The organism is uncultured Bacteroides sp. (genome assembly GCF_947632445.1).
Lineage (GTDB): Bacteria > Bacteroidota > Bacteroidia > Bacteroidales > Bacteroidaceae > Bacteroides.
On the sequence record NZ_CANRPM010000001.1, the window covers coordinates 124,612 to 150,518 of the forward strand.

Genomic DNA, 25,907 nt, shown 5'->3' on the forward strand with positions numbered 1-25,907 from the left:
TTGTACGTCGACATCACTAACCGCCGGCTATTAATCACGAACCACTTATCATGACTCCAATCGTAAGCATCATCATGGGCAGCACGTCCGACCTTCCTGTAATGGAGAAAGCCGCCCAACTGCTCAATGACTTTCACATTCCGTTCGAAATGAACGCACTCTCGGCCCACCGTACACCCGAAGCCGTAGAAGAGTTTGCCAAGAATGCCTGCAAGCGTGGCATCAAGGTGATTATCGCCGCTGCCGGTATGGCTGCCGCCCTTCCGGGCGTTATCGCCGCCAATACCCCCCTGCCTGTCATCGGCGTACCCGTCAAAGGCGCCGTGCTCGACGGCATGGATGCCCTCTATTCCATCATCCAAATGCCTCCCGGCATCCCTGTAGCGACGGTAGCCATCGACGGTGCCATGAATGCCGCTATCCTGGCCGTACAAATCCTTTCGCTGAACGATGCAGCCCTCGCACAAGCCTTCGCCGCTTACAAGGAAGGGCTGAAGAAGAAAATCACCAAGGCCAACGAAGACCTGAAGAACGTGAAATACGAGTACAAAACGAACTAATAAATGAAGAATCAGGCATGAAGAATCGGTCGTCCATCCCCCATTCTTCATGCTTTATTCTTCATTCTTCATTTATGATGGATTTATTCAACTATTCCCGCAGGGAAACATCTGTAGTCAACATCGGCGACACTCCGCTGGGAGGCGACAACCCCATCCGCATACAGAGCATGACCAATACCGCTACTCAGGATACCGATGCCTGCGTAGCCCAGGCTAAACGCATCGCCGACGCGGGCGGAGAATATGTACGACTTACGACACAGGGCGTGAAGGAAGCCGAAAACCTGCGCAGTATCAACGCTGCCCTGCGCCGCGACGGCTACATGACACCTCTCGTGGCCGACGTGCACTTCAATCCGCGTGTGGCCGACGTGGCCGCCCTCTATGCCGAAAAGGTACGCATCAATCCCGGCAACTATGTGGATGCGGCCCGCACTTTCAAGCATTTGGAATATACCGATGAGGAGTATGCACAGGAGTTGCAGAAGATACGCGACCGCTTCATCCCCTTCCTGAACATCTGCAAGGAGAACCACACGGCCATCCGCATCGGCGTAAATCACGGCTCGCTGTCCGACCGCATCCTATCGCGCTACGGCGACACGCCCGAAGGCATGGTCGAATCGTGCATGGAGTTCCTGCGCATCTGCGTGGACGAGCATTTCACCGATGTAGTCATTTCCATCAAGGCCTCTAACACCGTAGTCATGGTACGGACCGTCCGCCTGCTGGCCGCCGTCATGGAAAAGGAAGGCATGCACTTCCCCCTGCACTTAGGTGTGACCGAGGCAGGCGACGGCGAGGACGGACGCATCAAGTCGGCTTTGGGCATCGGCGCCCTGCTGGCCGACGGACTGGGCGACACCATCCGCGTATCGCTGAGCGAAGCTCCCGAAGCCGAGATACCTGTAGCCCGCAAGCTGGTGGACTACGTGACGCGCCGCAAGGGCCATCCCTACATCCCCGGCCCGAACATTCCGACATTCCACTACCCGGCACCCTCGCGCCGGCAGACCACGGCTGTACGCAACATCGGAGGCAACAACCTGCCCGTCGTCATTGCCGCCCGCCTGGACGGTGACCTGACGACTGACCCGCAGTTTGTGCCCGACTATATCTACACCGGCCATCGGCTGCCCGACGAGGCACAGGAAGGCATGCAATACATCGTCGACGCCGACGTATGGGAAGGAAAGCCCGACACCTGGCCCGCCTTCAAGGGCGACCAACTGCCTTTCGTAAGCAGCTGCAACGCCCCGCTGAAATTCCTCTTCATCACCTACATGGGGCTGAACGACGAGGCATTGGCCTGCCTGAAGTACCATCCCGAAATCGTACTCGTGGCACAGAGCAACCATCCCAACCGGCTGGGCGAACAGCGTGCGCTCGTCCACCAGCTGATGCAGGAGGGCCTGTCCAATCCGGTGGTCTTCTTCCAGCATTACGCCGAAGAGGAAAAGGAAAACCTGCAAATCAAGGCGGCGGCCGACATGGGCGCCCTCGTCTTCGACGGCCTGACGGACGGCATCTTCCTCTACAATCAGGGCAACATCCCCGCCACCACGCTGGACGCTACGTCCTTCGCCATCCTGCAGGCCGGACGCCTGCGCACCAGCAAGACCGAATACATCTCCTGCCCCGGCTGCGGACGCACGCTCTACGACCTGCAAAGCACCATCGCCCGCATCAAGGCCGCTACGTCGAACCTGAAGGGACTGAAGATAGGCATCATGGGCTGCATCGTCAACGGTCCGGGCGAAATGGCCGATGCCGACTATGGCTACGTGGGTGCCGGACGAGGCAAAATCAGTCTTTACAAGAAGAAGGAGTGCATCGAGAAGAACATTCCAGAAGAAGAGGCGGTGGAGAAACTTATCGGACTCATCAAGGCCAATGGCGATTGGGAGTAACCTCGCGGACATCTTAGCCTAAAAGAGCTTCCGAGCCGGTTGCCCCGCCCGCTTTCCCCCTTGTGCGGCGCAGGGAAACAATGTATATATTTATTACCAACCCCGAATACCCCTCATTGTCGATACGGAACAACGGCTTCTGTCGATACGGAAGATCGACGTTAATCGATACGGGGGATCGATGATGATCGATACGGAAGATCGATGATGATCGATACGGAGGATCGATTAGACCCCCTTCAGAACACTTTCTGGCGGGGGGTCTGAGCACCTCTTTCGGGCGATGGCAAATGGGAGGAAAAGGGCCGGAATGCAGGCTCAAATTGTCAGCATTTTTCAATGGTTCAGTTCCTCGCGTTAATGTGCCTCCAGCCGTTTTTCCGGCTTCCGCGCTATCCCTTCGCTCAGGGAGACGGAGGCGGCATTACTTCTCCGCCACCGAGTCGGCCGCAGCCTTCGGACGGAGCAGGGCGTGATATTTCTCCGTATCGCCCAACACCTTCAGCGCTTCTTTCAAGTCGGGATCATCCTTCAGCTGCTGGATGATGCTGCCCTTCTGATAGTAGTAACGTTTCAGGATTTCGATGGATATCATGTTCCGTATATCTTTCGCGAAGTAATCCAAATCGTAATCCAGATTATGCCGGAGCTTCTTCTCCAATGCTTCAAATTCGCCGGAGGCATCCTTCAGGTAGCCTTCGAACTCGGCCATTTCCTTCAGGTTTTTCAAGATTTTCTCCGTCTGTTGGTCGTACTTGAAATCGGCCTTCCGCACCATCTCCTTGAAGTCGGCATAGTCGGCGTCGGTCAGCTCGAAGTGTTGTGCGTCGGCAATGGTTTCGTGCTTCAGGCAATACTGCGTGGCATAGTCGAAAATCAGGTTGTCGTTCACCAGATAGAACAGGATATTGGGCAGTTTCTCCTGCTCTACCTGTATGTCGGGGGTCACACCGCCGCCATCGCGCACTTCGCGTCCGGCTGCCGTATGGAAAACCGTCGTCAGACTGTCGGGGATACGCCCCACGCTGCCGTCGGCATCGCGCTGTTTGTAGTCGATGGCCTGTACGCAGCGTCCGCTGGGTATGTAGTATTTGGAGGTGGTAATCTTCATCCGGCCGCCATAAGGCAGGTTACGGGTGGTCTGCACCAAACCTTTGCCAAAGGTGCGTGCGCCTACAATCACGGCACGATCCAAGTCTTGCAATGAACCGGCCAGTATTTCTGAAGACGATGCCGTAGAGCTGTTGACCAACACGGCTAAGGGAATATCCAAATCAATGGGTTCGCGCAGTGTCTTGTAGGACATGTTGATTTGTTCGATTTTGCCTCTGGTGGTTACCAGCGTCTTCCCACGCGGCAAGAAGTAGTTGGCAATATCCACCGCTTCGTCCAGCAATCCGCCGCCGTTGTTGCGCAAGTCGATGACCAGCGACGTAATGCCTTGCTTTTTAAGGTCGAGGAAAGCCTGCTTGAACTCGCGTGCAGGCTTACCTGAGAAGGTGCTGAGGTTGATGTAACCTACATTATTTTCCAGTTTGGCATAATAGGGTATGATGGGCAATTCGATGGCCCGGCGCACCAGTTCGAACTCCAGCGGTTTCTCCACGCCAGGGCGCTGTACCGTCAGCTTGAAACCGGTACCTGCCTGGCCTCGGAGCATTTCGCTGACTTCCTGGTTGTTCTTTCCCTCCAAGTCCTGCCCGTCGATGGCCATCAGGATATCGCCTGCCTTCAGTCCGGCTTGGGCTGCCGGCATTCCTTCATAGGGTTCGCCTATCATGGAACGTTTCAGCTTCGTATTCCACGTAATGATGGAACCGATGCCTCCATACGTGTTCTTCACCATTTGCTCCAGTTCGCTTTGGTCGTCCTCTGGATAATAGACCGTATAGGGGTCGAGCGAATAGAGCATGGCGTCGATGCCCTCACGGATTGTTTTGTCGGCATCAATCGTATCTACATATATCAAGTCCAGCTCTTTTACAATCGAACTGAAGATGTCAATATTCTTGGCCAACAGAAAGCTGCGGTTGTCACTGTTCTTGAAGCCCAGAAACGCTACGCCGGCCACCGTCAGCAGCAACAAGGCAATCCAACGTACTTTACAAAATTTTTTCATATTCATCTTTGCCATACAATGTTCTTGTTCATAAGTTCTTTATCTCTTTTTTTGTTTCCTTCCGGCAGGCAGCGGGTAAGTCGGGCTCCTACAGCCTGATGGCTGATCCAATCATTTTCTCCATCCGATAAATTTTTCTGCAAAGATATTGTATATTTCAAAATATCCTATTAATTTTGCACCGCATTTGAGAAAAAACAACCTTCTTCGTTAGCTCAGTCGGTTAGAGCATCTGACTGTTAATCAGAGGGTCCTTGGTTCAAGTCCAAGACGAAGAGCCTCTTCAAATGCAACTTTCTTCGTTAGCTCAGTCGGTTAGAGCATCTGACTGTTAATCAGAGGGTCCTTGGTTCAAGTCCAAGACGAAGAGCAGAAGTCCGCTTATGGCGGATTTTTTTGTTTTCAGCCCTTTTCCTGACAGGGGTAATGGCGGATGAAAAAAGAGGAAAAAAGCATATCGGACTGTCGCTTTTTTCCTCTTTTTTCCTTTTGTGCGGGTGATAGGACTCGAACCTACACGCCTTGCGGCACCAGATCCTAAGTCTGGCGCGGCTGCCAATTACGCCACACCCGCAACGATGCGCTGTTCATTCGGCAGGGCAAAGGTAGAAAATATTTTTTGTCCTTCCAACTATTCCCGGCTTTAGTTTCTCAAGCCCTGTTCTCTGCTTATTCTTTCTTTCGGCCGACACATCTGTTTCCTCCCATTAAAAACGGGTCGGAAAGTCTTTTCTTAGTTGGATAATCCCCCTTGATTGGATGCCGGCAACATTTTGCCTGACAGAAACGGGTGGGGTTCTATTGGGCGATTAAGGCTTCACTTGCAGCAGGCTTCGGGCCTCTTCGATGAAGGTGTCTATCCTGCGTTCGTAGGCAGCTACGGTGTTCATATCCATCTTGATGTCGGGATCGATGCCGAATTCGATATGCTGTTTGTCGGCATCGAGATGCGGACTGGCTGAGAAACGCACGATCCAGCCATTGGGAAGCTCTGAAGTGAAGGGAAGACCCGACCCGCCGCCGCTTTTATCGCCCAGCAGAACGACGTTGGGCATGTAGCGCATGGCGTTGATGAAGTCGTTCGTGGCACTGTAGGAGTGGCGGTTGGTCAGCACAACGGTCTTTTTCTGCCAGCGTACACCATCCGACGGATCGACGTAGATAGGTTCCGGCTCAGAGAAGTCGTTGTGCCCCTTGCCTGTCTTGTGCTGGATGTAGCCCGTCAACACGCGCTCGTTGGTGAAGCGGGCGGCGAAGCGGGTGGAGTAGGTGAGGTTTCCGCCTCCATTGTTGCGCACGTCAATGATGAGGCCGTTGCAGGCAGCTAAGTAGGAGAGGGTCTCGTCCAGATTGCCTTCTCCGATGCCGTCGGAGAAGGAAGTGTAGGAGATGTAGCCGATGTTATCGTCCAAAATGTTGTATTTCAGTCCAGAGGAGATGCGGTAGTCACGTCCTAAGTAATGTTCGACAAGACTTTCATCGTAATTGCGCGGATAGTTCAGGTACCAGTCCCAATAACGGGCGGTGTTCGAGGAGGAGTAAAGGTTGACGTGTCCGTCTTTCAACTCGGCCAGCATGTTGCCCAACACTTCAAACAGGCCGTCGTCGCTCATATCGGGGGTAATCAGCGGCCGGTATTTATTGCGGATGGCATTCCAGTCTATCTGCTTGTAGTCAAGGAAGCAATATTGCTCGTCAATGATTTTCCAGAGGGCTTCAAAGTTGCCCGAAGGAGTATTGTCGAATTCTTCTTCGCGGATGCAACCCGAAAGCAGGATGAGAAGGGCAGCCTGCAGCATAAGGAATTTTCGGAAGAATGCGAATATTTTCATAAGGCATGCTTTTTCTTATTGGATAACAGGTAGAATTCTTTGACGAAGCCTACCATGAAGACGTGGGAATAGGTGTGGGTGCGCAGGTGGTTGATGCTGGACTGCTGGGCGTCCCACACATAGGCCAAACACATTTTCGTTCGCCCTACGGGCAAGCAGGCGGTGAGCTTCTGCCGCAAGGAAGGCTGGTTGTGGAGCGAAGTGAAGCGCACTACGCCGTCAGCATGCCCCAGCGAAAAGATTTCATAATACGATTGTCCGTAGTGGGGCGAGAACATCACGCCCATGACAGGCAGATTGGCCTGATAGCGCAGGGTGATGGGATAGCGCTTGATACGCAGATCCCAAATGGCCATGACAGAAGCATCGAGATTGACGTAGGCCCTGGCTGAAGCCGGATTGTTGCCATTGTGCAGGTTGTAGACGAAGCCGCCGTTCAGATCGGCCAACCCGCCGGCCAGCAGACGGAAGTGGTCGGTCAGGCGGAAATGGTAATGCAGGCCGTAGTTCCAGTTGAGCAGCGCGGAGAGGGTATTGTTGTTGTCCACGTGGTTGTGCGTGTAATTCACGTAGCCCTGGAAGAAACTTTGGCGGGAAAGGTTGCCGTCAGCCCAACGGGTCATGCGCATGCTTTCACGGGAGAGGCGGAACTCGATGCCCCGATATTCTTGTGGCGACAGGTAGGTATCGTATATGTTGGCTGCACCCACACCGTAAAGGGTGGCGCGGGTGACGTATCGGGTGGGGTCGTTCAGCGTAATGGAATCTGCGGGTGTCTGTGCCGTCAGGCTGCCGGCAGTCAGGAGCAGACCTGCCATGATTCCTATCAATTTACGGTTCGTCATTTCAATTCGTCCAAATAGCCTTTCATACGTCAGAACAATTTCATTTGTCCCGTCAGTTCATCCAAGATGTCGCCTTCACTCTTGTCCTGATCGGAGTCCAGGTCATCGGGCTCTTCTTCGGGTTCTTCAACGACGGACTGTAGTTCGGGCTGACGGGTCGGCTCCAATTCGTTGATAGTGTCAATGTCATAAGTCGTCAGACGTTTACCCTTGGCCTTGAAGCCCTTGACGGCGATGAACTCGTCGGCCTCGATGACCATCGGGTCGCGGAAACTGTCATGCCCGCCGAATACGACTTCCAGACGGGGATAGCATTCGTCGGTCAGCAGGATAAGTTTGCTGTTTTTGTTGTCACCCAGGTAGTTCTGCTTGCGGCTGCTCGACTCGAAGCAGAAACGTTTGATGTAGGGATAGTTCTGCTGGTCGGCGTCGTAGAGCACGGCAGTCCATACCTTGTTGAAGTCGAATTTTTCCATGATGCGGATACCGTCTTCGTAGTGGTTGTTCACGTCGAAGTTGGTGGTGTAGAAATCGCCGTTGTTCAGCACCACGAGGACGAGTTCGTCGCTCTGATATTCACCCAAGTATTCGCCGCGACCGTCGTAGTTGAGGCGCAGCACGTCGCGGTCGAACCATACTTTGCGTCCACCCAGCGTAGAGCCGCCGCGCTGCTTCAGCGTGATTTTGTGGACCGGGTTGCGCGTCAGGATATTGCCGATGGCCTGACGCCCTTTGATGCTTATCTTGCTGAAGTCTTCCTCGAAAATGATTTTGCGGATGCGCGGGTTAGGCTTCAGTGTCACCTTAATGATTTCGGCCTCGCCGTTGGGGTTGGCGCTGAAGTAGATGATGCGCGATTCGGGCGTGCCCTGGGTGACGTCGTACTCACGATCGCGGATAATGGACGTCACGGCAAAGCGCTTGATGTAGGTCGTTCCATTCTTGCCGTCGCGGTAGCACACGTTGTAGATAGTACGCTTATCGTTCTTCTTGAAGACGTTGGCGTAGAGGATGTTCTTGCCCACGAACTTCTTGTCGGCCACAGGCGTGATAAGGTAACGCCCATCGCGGAAGAAGAGAATGACGTCGTCCAGGTTTGAGCAGTTGGCCAAAAACTCATCCTTCTTCAGACCGGTACCGATGAAGCCTTCTTCGCGGTTGATGTAGAGCTTCTCGTTGGCCTCGATGACCTTGGTCGAGTCGATGGTGTCAAAGTTGCGCAGCTCCGTGCGACGGGGAAAGTTTTTGCCGTACTTCTCTTTGAGCATACGGAACCATTCGACGGTGTATTCCATCAGATTGGCCAAATGTCGTTCGGTCTCCTCGATGTCGGCCTTCATGCGGGCTATCTGTTCTTCGGCCTTGTCGGAATTAAACTTCAGGATGCGGGCCATCTTGATTTCCATCAGGCGGAGAATGTCATCCTTTGTCACTTCACGGATGAACTGCGGGTAGTAGGGCGTCAGGCGCAGGTCGATGTGCTCGCAGGCGGCGTCCATGTTCTCGGCCTGTTCAAATTCCTTGTCCTTATAGATGCGTTCTTCGATGAATATCTTTTCGAGCGAGGCGAAGTGCAGGCTTTCGCGCACCTCGTCGCGGTGTATTTCCAGTTCACGGCGCAACAGGTCGCGCGTATTATCCACAGATTTGCACAGCACGTCGCTCACGGTGAGGAAATGGGGCTTGCATTCATCTATAACGCAGCAGTTAGGCGAGATGCTTACCTCGCAGTCGGTGAAGGCGTAGAGGGCGTCGATGGTCTTGTCCGACGAGGTGCCCGGCGTCAGATGTACCAATATCTCGACGCTTCCCGATGTCAGGTCTTCAACCTTGCGTATTTTGATTTTTCCTTTCTCGCTGGCTTTCACGATGGAGTCGCACACGTTGGCCACAGTCTTGCCGTAGGGGATTTCGCGGATGGCCAGTGTTTTGTTGTCCACCTTCTCAATCTTCGAACGGACACGTACCGAACCGCCGCGTTCACCGTCATTGTACTTCGACACGTCAATGCTGCCTCCCGTTTGGAAGTCGGGGTAGAGACGAAAACCTTCGCCATGAAGGTAGCTGATGGCGGCATCGCACAACTCGTTGAAATTGTGAGGCAGGATCTTGGACGACAAACCGACGGCAATGCCTTCCACACCCTGGGCCAACAGTAAAGGGAATTTGACGGGCAGGGTAACGGGCTCGCGATTGCGGCCGTCGTAGGACAGCTTCCATTCTGTGGTCTTGGGATTGAACACCACATCAAGGGCAAACTTCGAGAGGCGGGCTTCAATGTAACGGGGAGCGGCAGCACTGTCGCCCGTCAGAATGTTTCCCCAGTTGCCCTGGCAGTCAACGAGCAGGTCTTTTTGCCCCAACTGCACCAGCGCGTCACCGATGGAGGCATCGCCGTGGGGGTGGAACTGCATGGTGTGTCCCACGATGTTGGCCACCTTGTTATAGCGCCCGTCCTCCATGCGCCGCATAGAGTGCAGGATGCGCCGCTGCACAGGTTTCAGTCCGTCCATGATGTGGGGCACGGCACGTTCCAGTATCACGTATGAGGCATAGTCCAGAAACCAGTTCTGGTACATACCGCTCAGTTGGTGCTTCACATTTTCGTCTTTTGTATCGGCGGGTTTGTAGTCCGAATGTCCCTCCCGGCCTTCGGGCAGGTTATCCTGTTCCTCTTGGGTCTTGTCAAAGTCTTCGCTCATATTCTTTTGGTCGGTTGCTGTCTATTTTTCGTTGCAGGCAAAAATAGCAAAAGACGAGCGCATGGGCAAATGAAAAACACCGTTTTTTGATTGGGCGGTACCAAGTCGCCCTTTATTTTATCGAAAATTATGAAAAATCTCAGGAAAAGCGGCTTGTATGCCCGCCGGAATTGCCAACAATCGTTGGCGAGATTCTCTATGGATTTGGCGGCTTATGTATTTTTAATATTCCTCAAGGCCCAATGTATCAGATAAACCCTTATCTTTGGACAAGATAGAATATGGTTCGGCATAAAAATCAGGCAAGCTTGTTTTTTATACTCTTACCTTTCCTTATCTTTGTGGCGTTTTATTGAGACTTAGGAATAAAATTAATCTATTTTTTACGAAAATGGCACAAGAAGACATTTTTAAGAAACTTGTATCGCATTGCAAGGAGTATGGTTTTGTGTTTCCCAGCAGCGAAATCTACGACGGACTGGGAGCCGTATATGACTACGGACAGAACGGTGTGGAACTAAAGAACAACATCAAGCAATACTGGTGGCAGAGCATGGTGCTGCTCCACGAGAACATCGTAGGCATCGACTCGGCCATCTTCATGCACCCCACAATCTGGAAGGCCAGCGGACACGTGGATGCATTCAATGACCCCCTCATTGACAACCGTGACTCGAAGAAACGCTACCGCGCCGACGTACTCATCGAGGACCAGATAGCCAAGTATGACGAAAAAATCAACAAGGAAGTGACCAAGGCTGCCAAGAAATATGGCGACGCTTTCGACGAAGCTCAGTTCCGTGCGACCAACGCTCGCGTGCTGGAGCACCGGCAGAAGCGCGAAGCCCTGCACCAGCGCTACTCCGATGCCATGAATGCCGGTCCTGACCTGAACGAGCTACGCCAGATCATCCTCGACGAGGAAATCGTTTGCCCCATCAGCGGCACGAAGAACTGGACCGAGGTACGCCAGTTCAACCTGATGTTCTCCACCGAAATGGGTTCTACAGCCGATGGCTCCATGAAAGTGTATCTCCGTCCCGAGACGGCACAGGGCATTTTCGTCAACTACCTGAACGTACAGAAGACGGGCCGCATGAAAATTCCCTTCGGTATTGCACAGATCGGTAAGGCCTTCCGTAACGAAATCGTGGCACGCCAGTTCATCTTCCGCATGCGCGAATTCGAGCAGATGGAAATGCAATTCTTCGTAAAGCCCGGCACCGAGCTGGAGTGGTTCAAGAAGTGGAAGGAAATCCGCCTGAAGTGGCACAAGGCCTTGGGCTTCGGCGACGATCATTACCGCTACCATGACCATGAGAAGCTGGCCCACTACGCCAACGCTGCTACCGATATCGAATTCCTGATGCCTTTCGGATTTAAGGAAGTGGAAGGTATCCATAGCCGAACCAACTTCGACCTCTCTCAGCACGAGAAGTTCTCCGGGAAGAACATCAAATACTTCGATCCTGAAACGAACGAAAGCTACACACCGTATGTCATCGAGACTTCGATTGGCGTCGACCGCATGTTCCTCAGCATTATGTCTGCCTCCTACCAGGAAGAGCAACTGGAGAATGGCGAGAGCCGCGTTGTGCTGAAACTGCCTGCTGCCTTAGCCCCTGTGAAACTGGCCGTGATGCCGCTTGTCAAAAAAGACGGTCTGCCTGAGAAGGCACGCGAGATCATCGATACGCTGAAGTTCCACTTCCACTGCCAGTACGACGAGAAAGACTCCATCGGCAAGCGCTACCGTCGTCAAGATGCCATCGGAACACCCTACTGCGTGACTGTCGATCACCAGACGTTAGAAGACGGATGTGTCACCCTGCGCGATCGCGACACCATGAAGCAGGAGCGTGTGGCCATTACCGACCTCGACCGTCTGATTGCCGACCGCGTCAGCATCACGTCGCTGCTCAAAACGCTCTGATAAATTGAGAATAGAAAATGAAAAATGGAAAATCCATGAAAAGAATACGTAAGATTCTCTGTTCCCTATTGTCGCTGACTGCTCTGCTCTTTGCTTCGTGCGAGGAAGTGCAGGAGGTCGGTAAATACGACAACTGGCAAGCCCGCAATGAGGCTTTCATTGACTCTATCGCCCGCGAGACGGGAGGCCTGATTATCGACTCGGAGGAGAAAGCTGCTGCCGTGGAGGTCGGTCGACTGTTTGCCATTGCCACCACTTCAGGCACCACATCGAGCGACCAGTATGTCTATTGCAAGAAGATTACAGCCAATCCTAACGGACGTCGTCCGCTCTACACCGAGTCGGTATCTGTCTATTATTACGGCACACTGATTACGGGCGACCTGTTCAACGGAAACTTTACGGGCTACTCGGCCCTTGAACAGGGTACGCTAAACACTACGGGCAAGGCTCCGACTAAGTTCGATGCTCCCAATGAATTCGAAGTTAGTGGCGTTATTGCCGGATGGACGGCTGCTCTTCAGCTGATGAAAACGGGCGAACGCTGGATGCTGTATATCCCTTATCAGTCGGGATATGGCACGGGCGGAAACTCGTCGGGAAATATTCCAGGTTATTCGGCCCTCACTTTTGACCTCGATCTGGTAGAGGTGGTGGAAGACGAAGATTGAGACAACTTTTAGAAGTTGCACGGCATGGAGGCTGCCAGCAAGCCTTTCTCGTTGAGATACAGTTCCTGGAACAAGTTTGGTTTTGCCTGTCGCAGGCGATAGCGGCCGAAGTCTTGTTAATGGGCAGCCGGATTTGGAGGTGGAGTCGGATTTGCGGTAATTCGCAGCGGATGTATTCCATGACCAAGCTGTTACTGGAAATCTCGATGAATGCAATATTCTTTATATTCACGGTTCGTAGTTAACAGTGGTAGGCGATGAGGCCTTCCATAGGACTCTTAAGGATGGTGCCCAAACGAATGCCCATTTTATCGGCGGCTTGTGCCAACACGTCTTTGTAGTAGTAGGCTACGGAGCCGATGAAGTGGACTTCATGGTTGGGGTAATCATATTGCATGACATTGCGCTTCAGGAACGATTTGAAACTATTCAGGACGAGGTTATGTACGCAAGGTTCGCTAAGGTTCTGTGCCAGAAAAGGCGATAGGCTTGCCAAGAAACGGTTAGGGAACGGCTTTCTATAGACACGGTCGATGATGTCGGCAGGTGTCAGGTTGAATTGTTGGAGGAACTTCTCCTTCAATTCCGGCGTCATCTGGTTTTTCAAAATATCACCTACCAGCATCTTACCCAAGCAAGCACCGCTGCCTTCGTCACCTAAGATAAAGCCAAGAGGAGACACGTTCTGCACAATCTTCTCACCATCGTAGTAGCACGAGTTGGATCCTGTACCCATAATGCAGGCGATACCTGCACGGTGTCCGCACAGACTGCGGGCGGCGGCCAGCATATCGGTGTTTACCTCTACCTCGCCCTTTACGTGCAGGTGTCGGAGAATGGTTCGGCAAACAGTCTCTATTTTATCGGGAAAAGCGCATCCTGCACCATAGAAGTAGACAGCATCCAGTTCACAGGCCTGTAGCTGGGGCAGAAGAGCGGTCGCTATCTCGTTACCAATCTCTCTTTCACTCTGAAAAAAGGGGTTGGTACCTTTCGTAAAAATCTGTTGGAAGACTTCTCCATGCTCGACTAAACGCCAATCGGTCTTGGTAGATCCGCTGTCCGCTATCAGTATCATAGTAATAAAATTTATATCTTAATGTATATTTTCCTCTTGTACAATTGATACCCGATGCACCAGTTAATAGCAACAAATAGCAGCGCATAAACCAGCGAGCCGACGGTATCACCAAAAATCGGTTGCGTTATCTTGTCGTAGATCAGGCTATGGATGGAAATGCTTCCGTCGTCCCAGGGTAGGTAAATGCTTCCGAACAGGATACCAAGCACGTCGCTCAGCACGTACATGAACAGCGGATTTACGCCAAACGACTCGAAGAACAGGCTCCAGTGTCTATATCCCTTCACGTCTATAATCCAGATGAGTAATGCCAGCAAACTGGATGCCAGTCCACAGGTAGTGAGTACAAAGGTGGGAGACCATACCTTCTTGTTGAGAGGACATCCGTAGCTCAGTAGCAAGCCACTGAAAGTAAGAATAGTACCTGTCAGGAACAGTTTGACAAGGTGTGATTGGAGTACTTCTTCGCGGCTGCGACTGGCGGTATTCTTGTCGCCCAACATCATACGGCCTACGCAAAAGCCCAGCAGTACGTGGGCTATGGAGGGAATAGTGCTCAGCAAGCCTTCGGGATCAATACCATTATCTTTGTACATATGTTCCGGGGTAAGGACGGCACGGTCTACGATAGATAGGATGTTACTTTCGTTGTAGGCAAAGCCGTTGCCGCACATCAATAGAACAAAGTAGCCCACAAGGAGCGTAACGATGAGGTAAGGGATGTGGCTATGCTTCATTATAAGAGCTACAATGGATGCGGCGCAGTAGCACAAAGCCAAACGCTGCATGACGCCCAAGATACGTATGCGGTCGAATATCCCTACCGATGCCCACAGGTTCTGCCCAAAACTCAGGTCGTCGGGAGGAGAAACCCAGTAGTAGCAGAAGTGTGAGAACCAGTCGATAGCCATGCCGATGATAAAGATAAGCAAGGTACGCCGCAGGATTTTCCTAAGTGTGGCATGGCTGTAAGTAAAATTATATTTCTTCAATGAAATGTAGGTCGATATGCCCATGATGAACATGAAGAAAGGAAATACCAGGTCGGTTGGTGTCAATCCGTTCCACTCGGCATGACGCAGGGGAGCATAGATGTGTCCCCATGTGCCAGGATTATTCACCAAAATCATGCCGGCGATGGTAATTCCTCGCAGGATGTCAAGGGCAAGAATACGCTTACTGTTGGTTTGCGGTCGGTTCATAACGGTTGTTCTTTCTTTCTATTTTTAGGGGTTAATACATTCATCTTCCAGATAACATCGTTTTGCTTGCATGATGGATTAGGGTCAAGTCAATCATAGCGGTTCTTACCGGTTTGAATAAGGAGGCAAAGTCCAAGGGCGGTAATCAACGCATTGATGATGAGCAGCTCAAAGCTGATTTGATAGCCGCCAAACCAGGCTTCGCTATGGCTTTGCAGGATGTAGCATAGGATGGGGGAAGCAATAGCCACCAGCGGTACCCATCGGTCGCGGACAGGTTTCTTGCAGGCCATGCCGAAGATAAACATGCCGAGAATGGGGCCGTATGTATAGGCAGCAAAACTATAAACGGCATTGATGGCGCTGTCATCGTTCAGCTCGTAGAAGATGATGATGACAATAACCATAAGCAGCGACATGATGAAATGTACCAGTTTGCGTGTCAAAGTCAAATTTTTGTCGTCTTGTTTCTCGTCCGCTTTCAGAATGTCGATGGTGAACGAGGTGGTAAGCGCCGTCAGGGCAGAGCCTGCGGCAGAATAGGCAGCAGCGATCAACCCGATAATAAAGATGATGCCAATGAAAAGCGGGAAGTCCTTGCTCCAGGCTACTTCGCCGAACAAGGCGTCGCCTGCTATCGGCCTTTCCCGGATTAGATGGACATCGGCATACATGTAGAGGAGTGTGCCCAATACAAGGAACAGGCCGATAACGAAGATTTGAATGAACGAACTCAAAATCATGTTCTTCTGCGATTCACGGAAATTCTTGCAGCTCAGGGTGCGTTGCATCAGGTCTTGGTCGAGACCCGTGCAGGCAATAATCATGAATACGCCGGCAATGAACTGCTTCCAGAAGTATCGTCCGTCGTTCGGGTCGTCGAAAAAGAACAGCTTGCTGGTAGGATGACCGGCCACTACGGCAGGAAGTTCGCCGAAATCAATCTGTAAATTATAGGCAATAAACACTATGCAACTGATGACTGACACAAGGAGGCAAAGCGTTTTCAAAGAGTCCGTCCAAATCAAAGACTTCACGCCTCCTTGGAAAGAATAGAGCCAGATGAGCGCTACCGTCAGTACCACGTTAAGGGAAAACGGCACGTGCAGGGGAGCGAACACCAGCGTTTGCAACACAACGCATACGACAAAAAATCGGACTGATGCTCCCAACATTTTGGATACGAAGAAGAACCAGGCTCCTGTGCGGTAGGAAGCCAGTCCGAAGCGACTCTCTAAATAGCCATAGATGCTGATCAGGTTCATCTTGTAAAACAAAGGTATCAATACGAGCGCTACGAGGATAGAACCTACAAAGAAGCCCAACACCATCTGCATGTAGGAATAACTGCCTGCCAAAACGGCGCCGGGAACGGAGATAAAGGTTACGCCTGAGATGGTAGCCCCAATCATAGCCAGCGTCACCATGTACCAGGACGACTTGCGGTTACCTGTAAAAAAGCCGGCATTGTCAGCTTTACGCCCTGTTATCCAAGAAATGATGAATAGCAATGCGAAGTAGTATGCGATGGTAGCGAGTATAATCCAGACAGTAGTCATATCAGTATCTTCTTTTTTTCTTTATGGAAAAGCATTGGTTTCTTGGGCAGAAAACAGTGCTTTAGGGTTGAAAAATCAATGCTTTATTCTTCGTAAAGCAAATAGGGCTTGCGCTGTTCCTTGAATTTCTTTACATCGTCTTGCCACATGGCTTTGATTTCTGCGGCGCTTTTTCCGTCTTCAATCATCTTGCGCACGTAGTCTACGCCTATCAGCTTTTCAAAGAAAGAGCGGAAAAAATGATCGCCCATGTTCAGATTGCGGTAGGCGTCGATAACGTAAGTCAGGTCTACGCCCCGTTTCCAAATCTCTTCATCGCCCATGCCGCTCAGGTCTACACCGTAACACAACTTGTTGAGCTGAGGCGGGTTCTTGGCACCGGACACGCTTCGTGGCGTGAAGCTGAAGTCGCAGCCCTTCATATCGGGATGTCCATAGACTTGAAAGGGCTTGTCCGTTCCTCGTCCTAAGCTAACGGGGGTTGCCTCGAAGTAGCAGATCGAAGGATATAGATAGACAGACTTCATGTTCGGAAGATTGGGCGACGGAGGGACAGGCAGCCTGTACATCGTCTGATGCGTATAGTTCTTGCAAGGAATAACGGTCACGTCGCACACGCGGGAGGCGGGTAGCCACCGTTCACCGTTGACCATCAGAGCCAATTCGCCTAACGTCATGCCATGTACAACAGGGATTGGAAGCCAGCCTACACCCGATTTGTGCTTCATATCCAGTATCGGTCCGTCCACGTAGTGCCCGTTTGGGTTAGGGCGATCCAGTATCAGCATCTTGCGGCCGTATTCAGCGCAGGCGTCCATCAGGCGGCACATGGAGGCATAATAGGTGTAGTAACGAAGTCCTACGTCCTGGATGTCGACGATGAGAATGTCGAATTTACGCATAGATTGTTCGCTTGGCTTACCCGGCTTGCCGTCGTAAAGCGACAGGATAGGCACTCCCGTCTTTGAGTCTACGGAACTTGACACATGCTCTCCTGCATCGGCATTGCCTCGAAATCCATGTTCGGGCGAGAATATCGCCACTACATTGAGGTTGTTCTCCAGCAGGACATCCACTACATGTTTGCTGCCAATCATGCCGGTATGATTGGAAAAGACGGCAATCCGTTTTCCTTTCAGCATCGAAAAATATTCGGAGGTTTGCTCGTCGCCGGGGATAACCCTGTCTTCTCGGCTCCGGCATTCGCAGCACCAGCATAGCATAGACAATAAGAATATGAGCATTTTTTTCATGGCTGTCTACGGATTGTTTCTTGTTTCACACGCTAAATTATTCTTCTTTCTAATAGGATACACTTACTTCAAAACCTGCTCCCTTCACGAGTGCGGCAATACGGTCAAGTTCTTCGTGTGCAGCCTTTCGCAAATCGCGGTCAGGTGTCTCACGATCAATGGTATAAATCATTACCTGACGGGGTGCTATCTCTTTTACTTTCTCCAGCCAGGGGAGGACATATCTGTCTGACGTGTTGTCCATATCCTTGTCTTTATACCCGCCTTTGAGGAACATGGTCTGAATAATGCAGCGTCCTTTAAATGCCTTCATACCTTCGATGATGTCGGCTATGGCATATTTGCCTGTCGGACGATCGAGGTCTCGGATATAGTTCTCGTCTGCCGTGTCGAGCTTCAGAATATTATTGTCTACCTTGTTCAACGCATCAAAGACAGCAGGCTTGTGGATAAAAGTAGCGTTGCTGAGCACACTGACCTTGGCATTTGGAAAATAGTGGTCGCGTAAAACCAACGTATCGTCAATAATCTCGGCAAAATGCGGATGGGCGGTCGGCTCTCCATTGCCGGCAAAAGTCAGTACATCGGGCGCAGGACCATTGGCTTTCATATCCTGCAGACGGGCTTCGAGTACTTGGCGCACTTCTTCACGTGTCGGACGGGGAAGTTTCGGACGAAAATCTTCATTGAAACCACATTCGCAATAGATGCAGTTGAACGTACATAGTTTACCATCGGCAGGCATCAGGTTGATACCCAACGAGACTCCCAAACGACGGGAATGAACAGGCCCAAAGACGGGTGAAAGATAGATGACAGTCATACCAATCTCTAACAAATAACGAAAACAAAGATAAGCAAAATGAATGAATTCACTGGTTTTCTTTCCAAAATAAACACGCTCTCCATGCGTTAGAATTTCAGTCGGATCTGTACTTGCAGGTCCGACTTTTTATTTCCTCTTATCAAATCGTTGCCCGAACCTATCTCATCCCTATCCTGATAAATGGTTTGCCCGAACTTGGCTATCACCATCAGCCAGTTTCGGAAATCGTAACGCAAGTGAGCGGAGAAACGAAAACCGCGCCCATAGAACGAAGGTGTATAGAAAGTGTAAAGCAAACCTTTTTCATAGGCATAGACACGCGAATCATAATCATCAGTATGAAAATAAGTACCTTGCAGCGAGGCAGCCAAAGGCACGAAAGGTAATTGCACACTACACGATTGAGTTGCCTGCCATCCCTGGCTATATTGTAAGGAAGGTTGGCTGAAATGATTGTAATCGAGCGTAGTACGCAGGTTCCAAATGCCCTGCATGTAGTTGAGTCGATAACGTATTTTGTGATGATAAGTGGGCAATATCGTTTCACCTCCGCTGCCCGTCACGTCCCTTTCCTTCCGCTTGAAACGATAGTTGGCATACATCGACCATTGTTTGTCGGGTGTGAATGTAACTTGAAGCAAACCGTCCACTCCTTTCGAAGGCTTGCTGATGCGGTACTTCCACCAGGGAAACGAAAAGAGGTCGATTGCACCAAAGAAACGCCATCGGGCGAAAAGCGATGCTTCACTGCCCAAGAAAAAGCCTTTTTCGTTCTGTGAAGCACTGCTTTCTCCAAACGAATGGGCAAACATCCCCCAATAGTCGCGAGAATAATGACGATGAATGAGTATCACCTTGCAATCACTACCAGCCTGATAGTGCAACTGATTAAGAAAAGCACGACCATGCTTTCCCAAAGCCTCTTCCCCTACAAAAGTAAACCTGCCCAACCGATATCTATAATCCACACTTACGTTGTAGAAATGATTGCCACGCAGATTGTAACGGGCATATTCCCTTAAATCCGGTTCATAAGGATGATTAAAGAAATAATATACGCCCGTCATACCTACCTTCAGACGAGACGTTTCATAAGAAACATTTCCCCCTGCCACCTGCATTATGAAAGCATGCCTCTTGGATACTTCGTTTTTCGTGCGATGAAGACCTGTTTTATAGATAGAAGTGATTACGTTATCCTCTGCTGCACCATCCATCCGCCGATGTGAATAGAAAGCCGATGTCTGCCAACGAGATGCCAAACGGACAGTAGTTCCCACCCCTTTGAAGTAATTGTATTCGTCTGACGAGCTATGTTTACGGAAACCTTCTGTACGGTTTTCAGTGGTCACCAACGAAAATGTCTTGCCAAATCCGAAGTTATTGCCCAATACCAATCCCTGTCCGAAACTGGCCTTATAGTTACCTACGACCAAAGTCTGCAAGCATCCATAATCTTTCATCAGCAGATAGAAGGAATAATAGTCATATCCTTGACGGTTATGTAAGGCAAAGAAAGGTTCGCCCGCATCCTTCTCTCCCGTCATTCCCACTTGCAAACGGTCACTATAACGAAAATTATAACGTAACGAATGGTAGAGTGAAGGACCCAAATAACTCGTCTCATATCCCTTGCGCGTATAGAAAGGCATATCAAAACGACCCGTCATCTCATGCTTTCCACACTTCAATATACGTCTCAACGAAGGAAATTTCTCTTTTTCACGCGAAGGAACCACACAGACAAAAGGAAGCAGCCGTTCGATAGTCGCCTTGTCCATCTTCTCTACCAACTGAAGTTCGTATAAAGTCTGCATATCGCCATGTACATATATGTAAGCCAGCAGATTTTCTATCTGAACGTCCGACAGGAAAGGAAATATCTTCAGTTGTTGTCGTGTGGCCGTATTCAAGTTCAGTTTCTCAGTCTGCCGATAGGAAAGCTCCTCCAGTTCGTCTTCCCAATCCGTACTTTCAGTTTCTGTAGCCAGCTGTTCCAGGTTTTCTTCCAAAAGCATCAGATTGGTATTCTGACCCTGTACGGCAGAAGAAATCAATCCGATTAACAGACACATTCCTATCTTTATATTTCCCATAGTATTCGATGTAACTTTTTATTTATGGCCGACGAAGTTACTTTAAATAAGTTAACGATGCAAGGAAAAAGGAAGATATTCAAATAAATATCAAAAAATGGTGTACTTTTGCAGCGTGAATAAAAAACTCATCATATTATCTTTCATCCTGTTAACAACTGCCGCTCTTAATGGTTATGCCCAACAGAAGAACCAACAACCTGACAAGGTATATCTTACTCCCATGACCATTTATGAGGGTGATACCATTCCTTACGTAAAGTTACCGACCGTTTATATATTCAAACCGCTAAAGTTCAAAAATAAAAGAGCTCGTACACAATATTATAAATTAGTACGCGATGTCAAGAAAGTATTGCCCATTGCCAAAGAAGTCAACCAAATTGTCATCGAAACCTACGAATACCTGCAAACGCTTCCTCCCAAAGAAAGATCCAAACACTTGAAGCGGGTGGAGAAAAGCTTGAAAGAACAATACATGCCCCGTATGAAGAAACTTACCTTTTCACAAGGCAAACTATTAATAAAGCTGGTGGATAGACAGACTCACTCTACAGGTTATGAATTAGTGAAAGCTTTTCTTGGTACTTTCCGTGCAGGCTTCTACCAGACATTCGCCGCCCTCTTCGGTGCCAGTTTGAAGAAAGAATACAACGCTACAGGCGATGATGCACTGACCGAACGTATCGTTCTATTGGTAGAAAGCGGACAGCTCTAATAAAAGTAAGTTCGAAATAAAATCAAAGACATATAAGTTGCCCGTCATTGATAAAGTTCACTTCAATGGCAGATTTCTTTTCAAAGAAACAATAGGCTGCGATAACCGACAATGAATTGGCAATGAAATTACTGAAAAAAAATGTCGTGAGTGTTCTCTCTGTGCAATTTCCTTCAGTTCATCATTGACCGTTTCAATCAAGGCTCTTTTCTAAGCAAAATACTCATCAGAGAGTTTCATGTTGTTTTTAACTTTAGTGCTCAGCTGTATTTCTATCTTTATATATCCTTTGCCTACACATAATTTCCTTTTTACGTTCTCTAGGAACTTACTCTGTTTCAATTGATTCCCGAACATTCACGTTTCTAGGCATAAACATAAAGTTAAGGATTTCTCCTTTGTCATTAATGATCAAGTGCAATTAAAATACTCCCTGTAAATAATACTTGAAGCAGCGAAAACCACTGGAGCAAAACAAGATAAAAATAATCATAATCTCAGCATCGCTAATTCGATAGGGCTTATTGTGATGTTTGGTCTTCTTGTCTACAATCATATACTTTTCCTGTTGTGATGAAAATTCCTTGCAAAAAATCATTGGTTATACGATAATTTCTATAATTTTGAATTTTGAGAATATAACGGTAATCGTTTAAAGATTATATTTAACATTATAAATTTAATATATTTATTGCTACATTTTTTATTATCAGGTGAATAAATTAATCTTTATTTCGAACTCACGTAATTTATATGGAGATAAGAAGTTATTCGTATATCAAAAAACTTCTAGGTGATAGAACCTATGAAGAATTTAGGAGGTATGCTAAGACATACGTTCCTATTGCAACAATCATACTTGTAGTATTGCTTGTGTTATCGCAATTTGTACATTGGGGAATAGTAAGCTGTTTGTTAATATAGCATTAGGTACATCCTTAGTATTTATTGCTTATGTTCTTGGTGTGATTCTGCTTCTAGATTTTGGAGTAGATGTTGAAATGAAAGAATATCGGAATGGTAGGTTTTCTTTGCCTGAAGTAATGCCTTCCAATTTCAAGAATACTATTATATGGGCTTACACCTTGTTCATCCTTGGTATTGCGGCTATATACTTCAGTAACAAGTATAAAAAAACTATGCTTTTGAATGCCAAACTTTCCTAGTGGATGAAAATAGGGGTATATACCATTTGGAATATGGTAATGATGATGAATATATGGAATATACCACCAAAATGAAAGGATATGAATTAGAGGATTATAATTATACCTTTTGTGAATCATGCAAAGAATGGCTTGAAGAAATGGAAATGGTGGTTGACGTGGAAAAATATTCCCGTAGATGAGGAACTTAAAGACAGGAGAAAACTGGAAATAATCAGTAACTCTTGAGCAAGGATGTAAATTAAACTGTGTCAGCAAAGTTAATATTTTATTTCTTCTCTTTGCTGACACAGTTTAATTTACATCCTTTTCTTTTTTCGTGTGTATTGATCTGTGCCTTGAATGTACGATGTCGGCCTTGTTTTTCGACAGGTCGTTGATACACTTGATGATGCACCTCTTCCTTAGCATGATTTTGTCCCACATGGACATGAGCTTTGCCTTCTGCCGTTATACACGTAAGTTCGGGTTAAGTCCATCACCAATCATATCAATCAACAGTTTATTGGGTTACCAAATTTTGGTCGCCTGATTTATGCAAATGGTCATTATTGCCAAATGACGAGCTGCCCGTTCGTTTTTGGAACCTCGAAATCGAAGTTCACTTCCGGCTTTGTGACGAAGATACCCTTGAATACCTTCATATGTTTCCACTGCCCACATATACAAGACAGATAATAATGCTTGAAATTGCGGTAGGTGTTGAAGTGAAAAACAGATCAGAATGGTAATGACCTCTGCATCGAACATCATGCGTTTTCTGTGGCGCTTGGGGACATCTGGAGATGACGGATAGTTTTTGCTATCTCAATCTCAAATTCTTGCAGGAATCATCAATGATATGGTATTTATTGCTATTTCCACTTGTATTCCTTTACTCCGCCACGCAGCACTTCCTGAAGTCCCGACGCAGTGCTGCGTGAGGGTGTCATACAGTGCTTTCTGGGGAGGGGATGAAGCACTTCGTCAAAGGGTCAGCCGGCACGTCGTCGGGACGGAAAAATTTGCCCGTGAAAAAAGACGGAAGAAAAACGGGGTTTTGGCACGGGTAAAACAGTCCTGTCACACCAATTTGCTGATATACAGTTGGTTGCTGCGACACGTGACAGGGCCGTGCAAACTTTTTTGAAATAAAATAAAAAATAGGCTGCCTTTAAAGGCAAGGTATTTTTTATTTTTCGCGAAAATGTTTACCAAATGTCCCAAGGTGTCGCACTAATTTATTGATAATCTGCCACTTGGTGTGACAGGACTATTTTGGGCCCTCCTGGACTTTTCCAAAATGATTAAAATTCGCCGAGTTCACGTTAAATTACTAACATCAATGATATTATCAAAAGAATAGCAGCTTGAAAAAGCTACCGATTCAACTTTATTAAGATGTGGCTTATCCCGAACTCGCGTATACACAGAAAAGTGGAAAAGGAAAAGTCTGCCGTCATAAAGAATGATATTGAACTGCACATGTACAAGGTGCATGACAGCATACTGGTTTTCCTTAACATCTGCTGCCTGTACAATGAAAAAAGATGTATGGTACACGGAAATATAAAGGGAACGCCTACTCCTGCATGATACTACGCTCCATCACCTTTTTGTCTACTACCTTGAACATAACGAAATCCACGTTCGTTAAGGGGGACTTTTGAGGAGTTTGTTTCTTAGATGTGGAAATAAAGCAAGTCATTATGGGCATATAGCGTTATTCTATTGAAATTTACTATATTTGCGCTTAAAAAACCAATAAATATTTGTTATGGATACAACAACATTAGGAGCAAATTATGGAAACGAGTATTTATTCTTAACAGGGATAATAATTATTATTGCTTTTATCATTATCTACTTTCTGCTTAAAAGTAAGAAAGATAATACACCAACTGAAGATGTTGTAAATGTGAACCCTGAAAACACATCTAAATCAGAGAAACATATAACGAAAGAACCATCTACAACAAATCAACCCCCAAATTCTTCCTCTGAAAAACGACCAATAATAATACCGAGTCCTATTTTACAAGAAGTAAATGTAAAAATAGAAGAGGAGTCCAAACATTCCTTACCCAAATATATCGGATATGAGCCGATAAATATATTTACTCAAACAGAGCCTTTACATTATCCGTATGTCGTAATGCCTTCAAGGACAAAATGTCCAATAAAAATTCCTCAAAAAGGAAGAAGCGGTAGAAAAGGATATAAAGAAGATGAATTTCTTTTATACATACGAAGATATTTTAAAGAAACGTTCAACATATATGATGATAGATATGTTCTGACGAAAGCAAATAGATATGAACCTGATTTTTCATTATTAAATGAAAAAGATGGAATTAATATCTTTCTCGATATAGAAATTGATGAACCTTATGAAGGTATTAACGATGTCAATATTAGAAAAGCAACCCATTTTCAACTTGCCGATATCAATAGAAATAATGAATTCAAAAATAGAGGTTGGATTGTTATCAGATTTGCAGAAATACAAATTCATCAGAATCCAAATGGATGCTGTAGGTTTATCGCAGATGTTATTAAAAGCATCTGTCCCCAATTTACAATTCCTCATGATTTGTTATCAATAAAACGTATAGAACCTGTTCAACAATGGACCAAGGACATTGCGTTGGCCTGGTCAAAACAAAGATACAGAGAAAAATATTTAGGTATCGACCACTTTGGATATATACCAAAGATGATTGGGCCAGATATTACAATCATTCAAGATGAGAAAGTGGAGGAAGAAGTCGTAGATGATAAGATAGTTGTAATTCCAGATAAGACCATAAGTGATATGCCTGAACAAAACATTGTGAGTACTGCCATTAAAACCGGTAAATACATTCCCTTTCAATACGACCAAGAAAAAACTATCGTAAAACCTTCAAACCTTGACGGGCGTGTTATGACGGATTATTGTAATGTGAAAAACAGTAAAAACAATGCAGAAGTTAAAAAGGCTGAAAGAGCTGCAAAGAGAAACAACAAGACTACCTTTGAAGGCGGGAGTGTTAACACAGTAGACAAAAGTGCGTCTAAACAACTTGTTATGGACCACTTTGCAAACGGCGTCGCCAAAGAGTGTGGCAATATTCCCGTTTGTTCTGGACAAGTTTTACACTTTACGGGTGAAACCGCACCGCAAAAAGGTAACGGCGACGTGCCTGATTGGATTGCCCTTGAAACAGTAGAAGGCTATCATATTGGGTTGCGTCAAGTTGCAAGAAACGGTAGCGGTGTTACCTTTAATGAAGGCGTAAACGACGTACCAAGCAAAATTTGTGCGTTTATCGACGCTTGTCCTATTGCATTGACGGTACACGATGTAAAGAAAGTAGAAAGTTCTTCAAGGAGCGGCAAAAACTCTTATTACATTTTCGAGCCGGTAACAATTAAGTAAAAAGTTAGTGGGAGAAATCCCACTTTCTTTT

The 25,907-nt window shown here is 47.9% G+C and carries 16 protein-coding genes, 3 tRNA genes and 2 pseudogenes; 8 read left to right on the forward strand and 13 right to left on the reverse strand.

Annotation, left to right across the window (positions count from 1 at the left end; translation table 11 throughout):
- Nucleotides 1–50: 50 nt before the first annotated feature.
- Both purE and Q0Z70_RS00520 read left to right on the forward strand, forming a co-directional pair.
- Nucleotides 51–560: a 5-(carboxyamino)imidazole ribonucleotide mutase gene (purE, locus tag Q0Z70_RS00515; RefSeq protein WP_298071599.1), complete on the forward strand. Its 510-nt coding sequence runs from the start codon at nucleotides 51–53 to the stop codon at nucleotides 558–560.
- Nucleotides 561–637: 77 nt separating this feature from the next.
- A complete protein-coding gene (locus Q0Z70_RS00520; RefSeq protein WP_298071638.1) occupies nucleotides 638–2,473 on the forward strand; it encodes a 4-hydroxy-3-methylbut-2-en-1-yl diphosphate synthase in 1,836 nt (611 codons plus the stop codon).
- 424 nt (nucleotides 2,474–2,897) lie between these two features.
- Here Q0Z70_RS00520 and Q0Z70_RS00525 read toward each other — a convergent pair whose 3' ends face one another.
- Nucleotides 2,898–4,592 carry a S41 family peptidase gene (locus Q0Z70_RS00525; protein WP_298071601.1) on the reverse strand — a complete coding sequence of 565 codons (1,695 nt, stop codon included), beginning with the start codon at nucleotides 4,590–4,592 and terminating at the stop codon, nucleotides 2,898–2,900.
- Nucleotides 4,593–4,796: 204 nt separating this feature from the next.
- Here Q0Z70_RS00525 and Q0Z70_RS00530 point away from each other — a divergent pair.
- Nucleotides 4,797–4,870, forward strand: a tRNA-Asn gene (locus Q0Z70_RS00530).
- Between the two features lie 18 nt (nucleotides 4,871–4,888).
- A tRNA-Asn gene (locus Q0Z70_RS00535) sits at nucleotides 4,889–4,962 on the forward strand.
- A gap of 122 nt (nucleotides 4,963–5,084) precedes the next feature.
- Here Q0Z70_RS00535 and Q0Z70_RS00540 read toward each other — a convergent pair.
- From Q0Z70_RS00540 to Q0Z70_RS00555, 4 genes are all read right to left on the reverse strand, one after another.
- Nucleotides 5,085–5,166, reverse strand: a tRNA-Leu gene (locus Q0Z70_RS00540).
- 235 nt (nucleotides 5,167–5,401) lie between these two features.
- Nucleotides 5,402–6,424 carry a S41 family peptidase gene (locus Q0Z70_RS00545; protein ID WP_298071602.1) on the reverse strand — a complete coding sequence of 341 codons (1,023 nt, stop codon included), beginning with the start codon at nucleotides 6,422–6,424 and terminating at the stop codon, nucleotides 5,402–5,404.
- Nucleotides 6,421–7,269 (reverse strand): DUF3316 domain-containing protein, encoded by an 849-nt coding sequence (locus Q0Z70_RS00550; protein ID WP_298071604.1) that lies wholly within the window; start codon nucleotides 7,267–7,269, stop codon nucleotides 6,421–6,423. The genes Q0Z70_RS00545 and Q0Z70_RS00550 overlap by 4 nt, the downstream gene beginning before the upstream one ends.
- Before the next feature lie 29 nt (nucleotides 7,270–7,298).
- Nucleotides 7,299–9,971 (reverse strand): DNA gyrase/topoisomerase IV subunit A, encoded by a 2,673-nt coding sequence (locus Q0Z70_RS00555; RefSeq protein ID WP_298071606.1) that lies wholly within the window; start codon nucleotides 9,969–9,971, stop codon nucleotides 7,299–7,301.
- A gap of 391 nt (nucleotides 9,972–10,362) precedes the next feature.
- Between Q0Z70_RS00555 and Q0Z70_RS00560 the strand changes: the two genes are divergently transcribed.
- A complete protein-coding gene (locus Q0Z70_RS00560; RefSeq protein ID WP_298071608.1) occupies nucleotides 10,363–11,904 on the forward strand; it encodes a glycine--tRNA ligase in 1,542 nt (513 codons plus the stop codon).
- A gap of 35 nt (nucleotides 11,905–11,939) precedes the next feature.
- On the forward strand, nucleotides 11,940–12,575 hold the full coding sequence (locus Q0Z70_RS00565; RefSeq protein WP_298071610.1) for an FKBP-type peptidyl-prolyl cis-trans isomerase: 636 nt from the start codon (nucleotides 11,940–11,942) through the stop codon (nucleotides 12,573–12,575).
- Nucleotides 12,576–12,816: 241 nt separating this feature from the next.
- Here the strand turns inward: Q0Z70_RS00565 and Q0Z70_RS00570 are convergent, their stop codons facing one another.
- The 6 genes from Q0Z70_RS00570 to Q0Z70_RS00595 all read right to left on the reverse strand — a co-directional run bounded on the left by Q0Z70_RS00570 (nucleotide 12,817) and on the right by Q0Z70_RS00595 (nucleotide 20,592).
- Nucleotides 12,817–13,653, reverse strand: a complete 837-nt coding sequence (locus Q0Z70_RS00570; protein ID WP_298071612.1) for an ATPase — start codon at nucleotides 13,651–13,653, stop codon at nucleotides 12,817–12,819.
- Between the two features lie 11 nt (nucleotides 13,654–13,664).
- Complete coding sequence (locus tag Q0Z70_RS00575) at nucleotides 13,665–14,858, reverse strand: heparan-alpha-glucosaminide N-acetyltransferase domain-containing protein (RefSeq protein WP_298071614.1); 1,194 nt, start codon at nucleotides 14,856–14,858, stop codon at nucleotides 13,665–13,667.
- A gap of 89 nt (nucleotides 14,859–14,947) precedes the next feature.
- Nucleotides 14,948–16,417: a sodium:solute symporter gene (locus tag Q0Z70_RS00580; protein ID WP_298071617.1), complete on the reverse strand. Its 1,470-nt coding sequence runs from the start codon at nucleotides 16,415–16,417 to the stop codon at nucleotides 14,948–14,950.
- Between the two features lie 83 nt (nucleotides 16,418–16,500).
- Nucleotides 16,501–17,670 carry a DUF1343 domain-containing protein gene (locus Q0Z70_RS00585; protein WP_298071619.1) on the reverse strand — a complete coding sequence of 390 codons (1,170 nt, stop codon included), beginning with the start codon at nucleotides 17,668–17,670 and terminating at the stop codon, nucleotides 16,501–16,503.
- A gap of 49 nt (nucleotides 17,671–17,719) precedes the next feature.
- Nucleotides 17,720–18,493, reverse strand: a complete 774-nt coding sequence (locus Q0Z70_RS00590; protein WP_298071621.1) for a radical SAM protein — start codon at nucleotides 18,491–18,493, stop codon at nucleotides 17,720–17,722.
- 89 nt (nucleotides 18,494–18,582) lie between these two features.
- Complete coding sequence (locus Q0Z70_RS00595) at nucleotides 18,583–20,592, reverse strand: helix-hairpin-helix domain-containing protein (protein WP_298071623.1); 2,010 nt, start codon at nucleotides 20,590–20,592, stop codon at nucleotides 18,583–18,585.
- Between the two features lie 97 nt (nucleotides 20,593–20,689).
- Here Q0Z70_RS00595 and Q0Z70_RS00600 point away from each other — a divergent pair, with 97 nt between their 5' ends.
- Nucleotides 20,690–21,310, forward strand: coding sequence for a DUF4294 domain-containing protein (locus Q0Z70_RS00600; RefSeq protein ID WP_298071625.1), 621 nt, complete (start codon nucleotides 20,690–20,692; stop codon nucleotides 21,308–21,310).
- Nucleotides 21,311–21,332: 22 nt separating this feature from the next.
- Here the strand turns inward: Q0Z70_RS00600 and Q0Z70_RS00605 are convergent.
- Together Q0Z70_RS00605 and Q0Z70_RS00610 are read right to left on the reverse strand one after the other, a co-directional pair.
- Nucleotides 21,333–21,908, reverse strand: a pseudogene (locus Q0Z70_RS00605) (transposase).
- An 892-nt stretch (nucleotides 21,909–22,800) separates the two neighbouring features.
- Nucleotides 22,801–22,908 (reverse strand): annotated as a pseudogene (locus Q0Z70_RS00610) (transposase); the annotation flags it as partial.
- A 1,324-nt stretch (nucleotides 22,909–24,232) separates the two neighbouring features.
- Between Q0Z70_RS00610 and Q0Z70_RS00615 the strand changes: the two are divergent.
- Entirely contained in the window at nucleotides 24,233–25,876 is a 1,644-nt protein-coding gene (locus Q0Z70_RS00615) for a hypothetical protein (protein WP_298071627.1), read from the forward strand.
- The last annotated feature ends 31 nt before the right edge of the window (nucleotides 25,877–25,907 follow it).

What these genes read in the sequence shown, in the direction of transcription:
- purE (WP_298071599.1), top strand. Translation starts at nt 51, where the DNA reads ATGACTCCAATCGTAAGCATCATCATGGGCAGCACGTCCGACCTTCCT.
- Q0Z70_RS00520 (WP_298071638.1), top strand. Translation starts at nt 638, where the DNA reads ATGGATTTATTCAACTATTCCCGCAGGGAAACATCTGTAGTCAACATC.
- Q0Z70_RS00525 (WP_298071601.1), bottom strand. Translation starts at nt 4,592, where the DNA reads ATGAAAAAATTTTGTAAAGTACGTTGGATTGCCTTGTTGCTGCTGACG.
- Q0Z70_RS00545 (WP_298071602.1), bottom strand. Translation starts at nt 6,424, where the DNA reads ATGAAAATATTCGCATTCTTCCGAAAATTCCTTATGCTGCAGGCTGCC.
- Q0Z70_RS00550 (WP_298071604.1), bottom strand. Translation starts at nt 7,269, where the DNA reads ATGACGAACCGTAAATTGATAGGAATCATGGCAGGTCTGCTCCTGACT.
- Q0Z70_RS00555 (WP_298071606.1), bottom strand. Translation starts at nt 9,971, where the DNA reads ATGAGCGAAGACTTTGACAAGACCCAAGAGGAACAGGATAACCTGCCC.
- Q0Z70_RS00560 (WP_298071608.1), top strand. Translation starts at nt 10,363, where the DNA reads ATGGCACAAGAAGACATTTTTAAGAAACTTGTATCGCATTGCAAGGAG.
- Q0Z70_RS00565 (WP_298071610.1), top strand. Translation starts at nt 11,940, where the DNA reads ATGAAAAGAATACGTAAGATTCTCTGTTCCCTATTGTCGCTGACTGCT.
- Q0Z70_RS00570 (WP_298071612.1), bottom strand. Translation starts at nt 13,653, where the DNA reads ATGATACTGATAGCGGACAGCGGATCTACCAAGACCGATTGGCGTTTA.
- Q0Z70_RS00575 (WP_298071614.1), bottom strand. Translation starts at nt 14,858, where the DNA reads ATGAACCGACCGCAAACCAACAGTAAGCGTATTCTTGCCCTTGACATC.
- Q0Z70_RS00580 (WP_298071617.1), bottom strand. Translation starts at nt 16,417, where the DNA reads ATGACTACTGTCTGGATTATACTCGCTACCATCGCATACTACTTCGCA.
- Q0Z70_RS00585 (WP_298071619.1), bottom strand. Translation starts at nt 17,670, where the DNA reads ATGAAAAAAATGCTCATATTCTTATTGTCTATGCTATGCTGGTGCTGC.
- Q0Z70_RS00590 (WP_298071621.1), bottom strand. Translation starts at nt 18,493, where the DNA reads ATGACTGTCATCTATCTTTCACCCGTCTTTGGGCCTGTTCATTCCCGT.
- Q0Z70_RS00595 (WP_298071623.1), bottom strand. Translation starts at nt 20,592, where the DNA reads ATGGGAAATATAAAGATAGGAATGTGTCTGTTAATCGGATTGATTTCT.
- Q0Z70_RS00600 (WP_298071625.1), top strand. Translation starts at nt 20,690, where the DNA reads ATGGTGTACTTTTGCAGCGTGAATAAAAAACTCATCATATTATCTTTC.
- Q0Z70_RS00615 (WP_298071627.1), top strand. Translation starts at nt 24,233, where the DNA reads ATGGATACAACAACATTAGGAGCAAATTATGGAAACGAGTATTTATTC.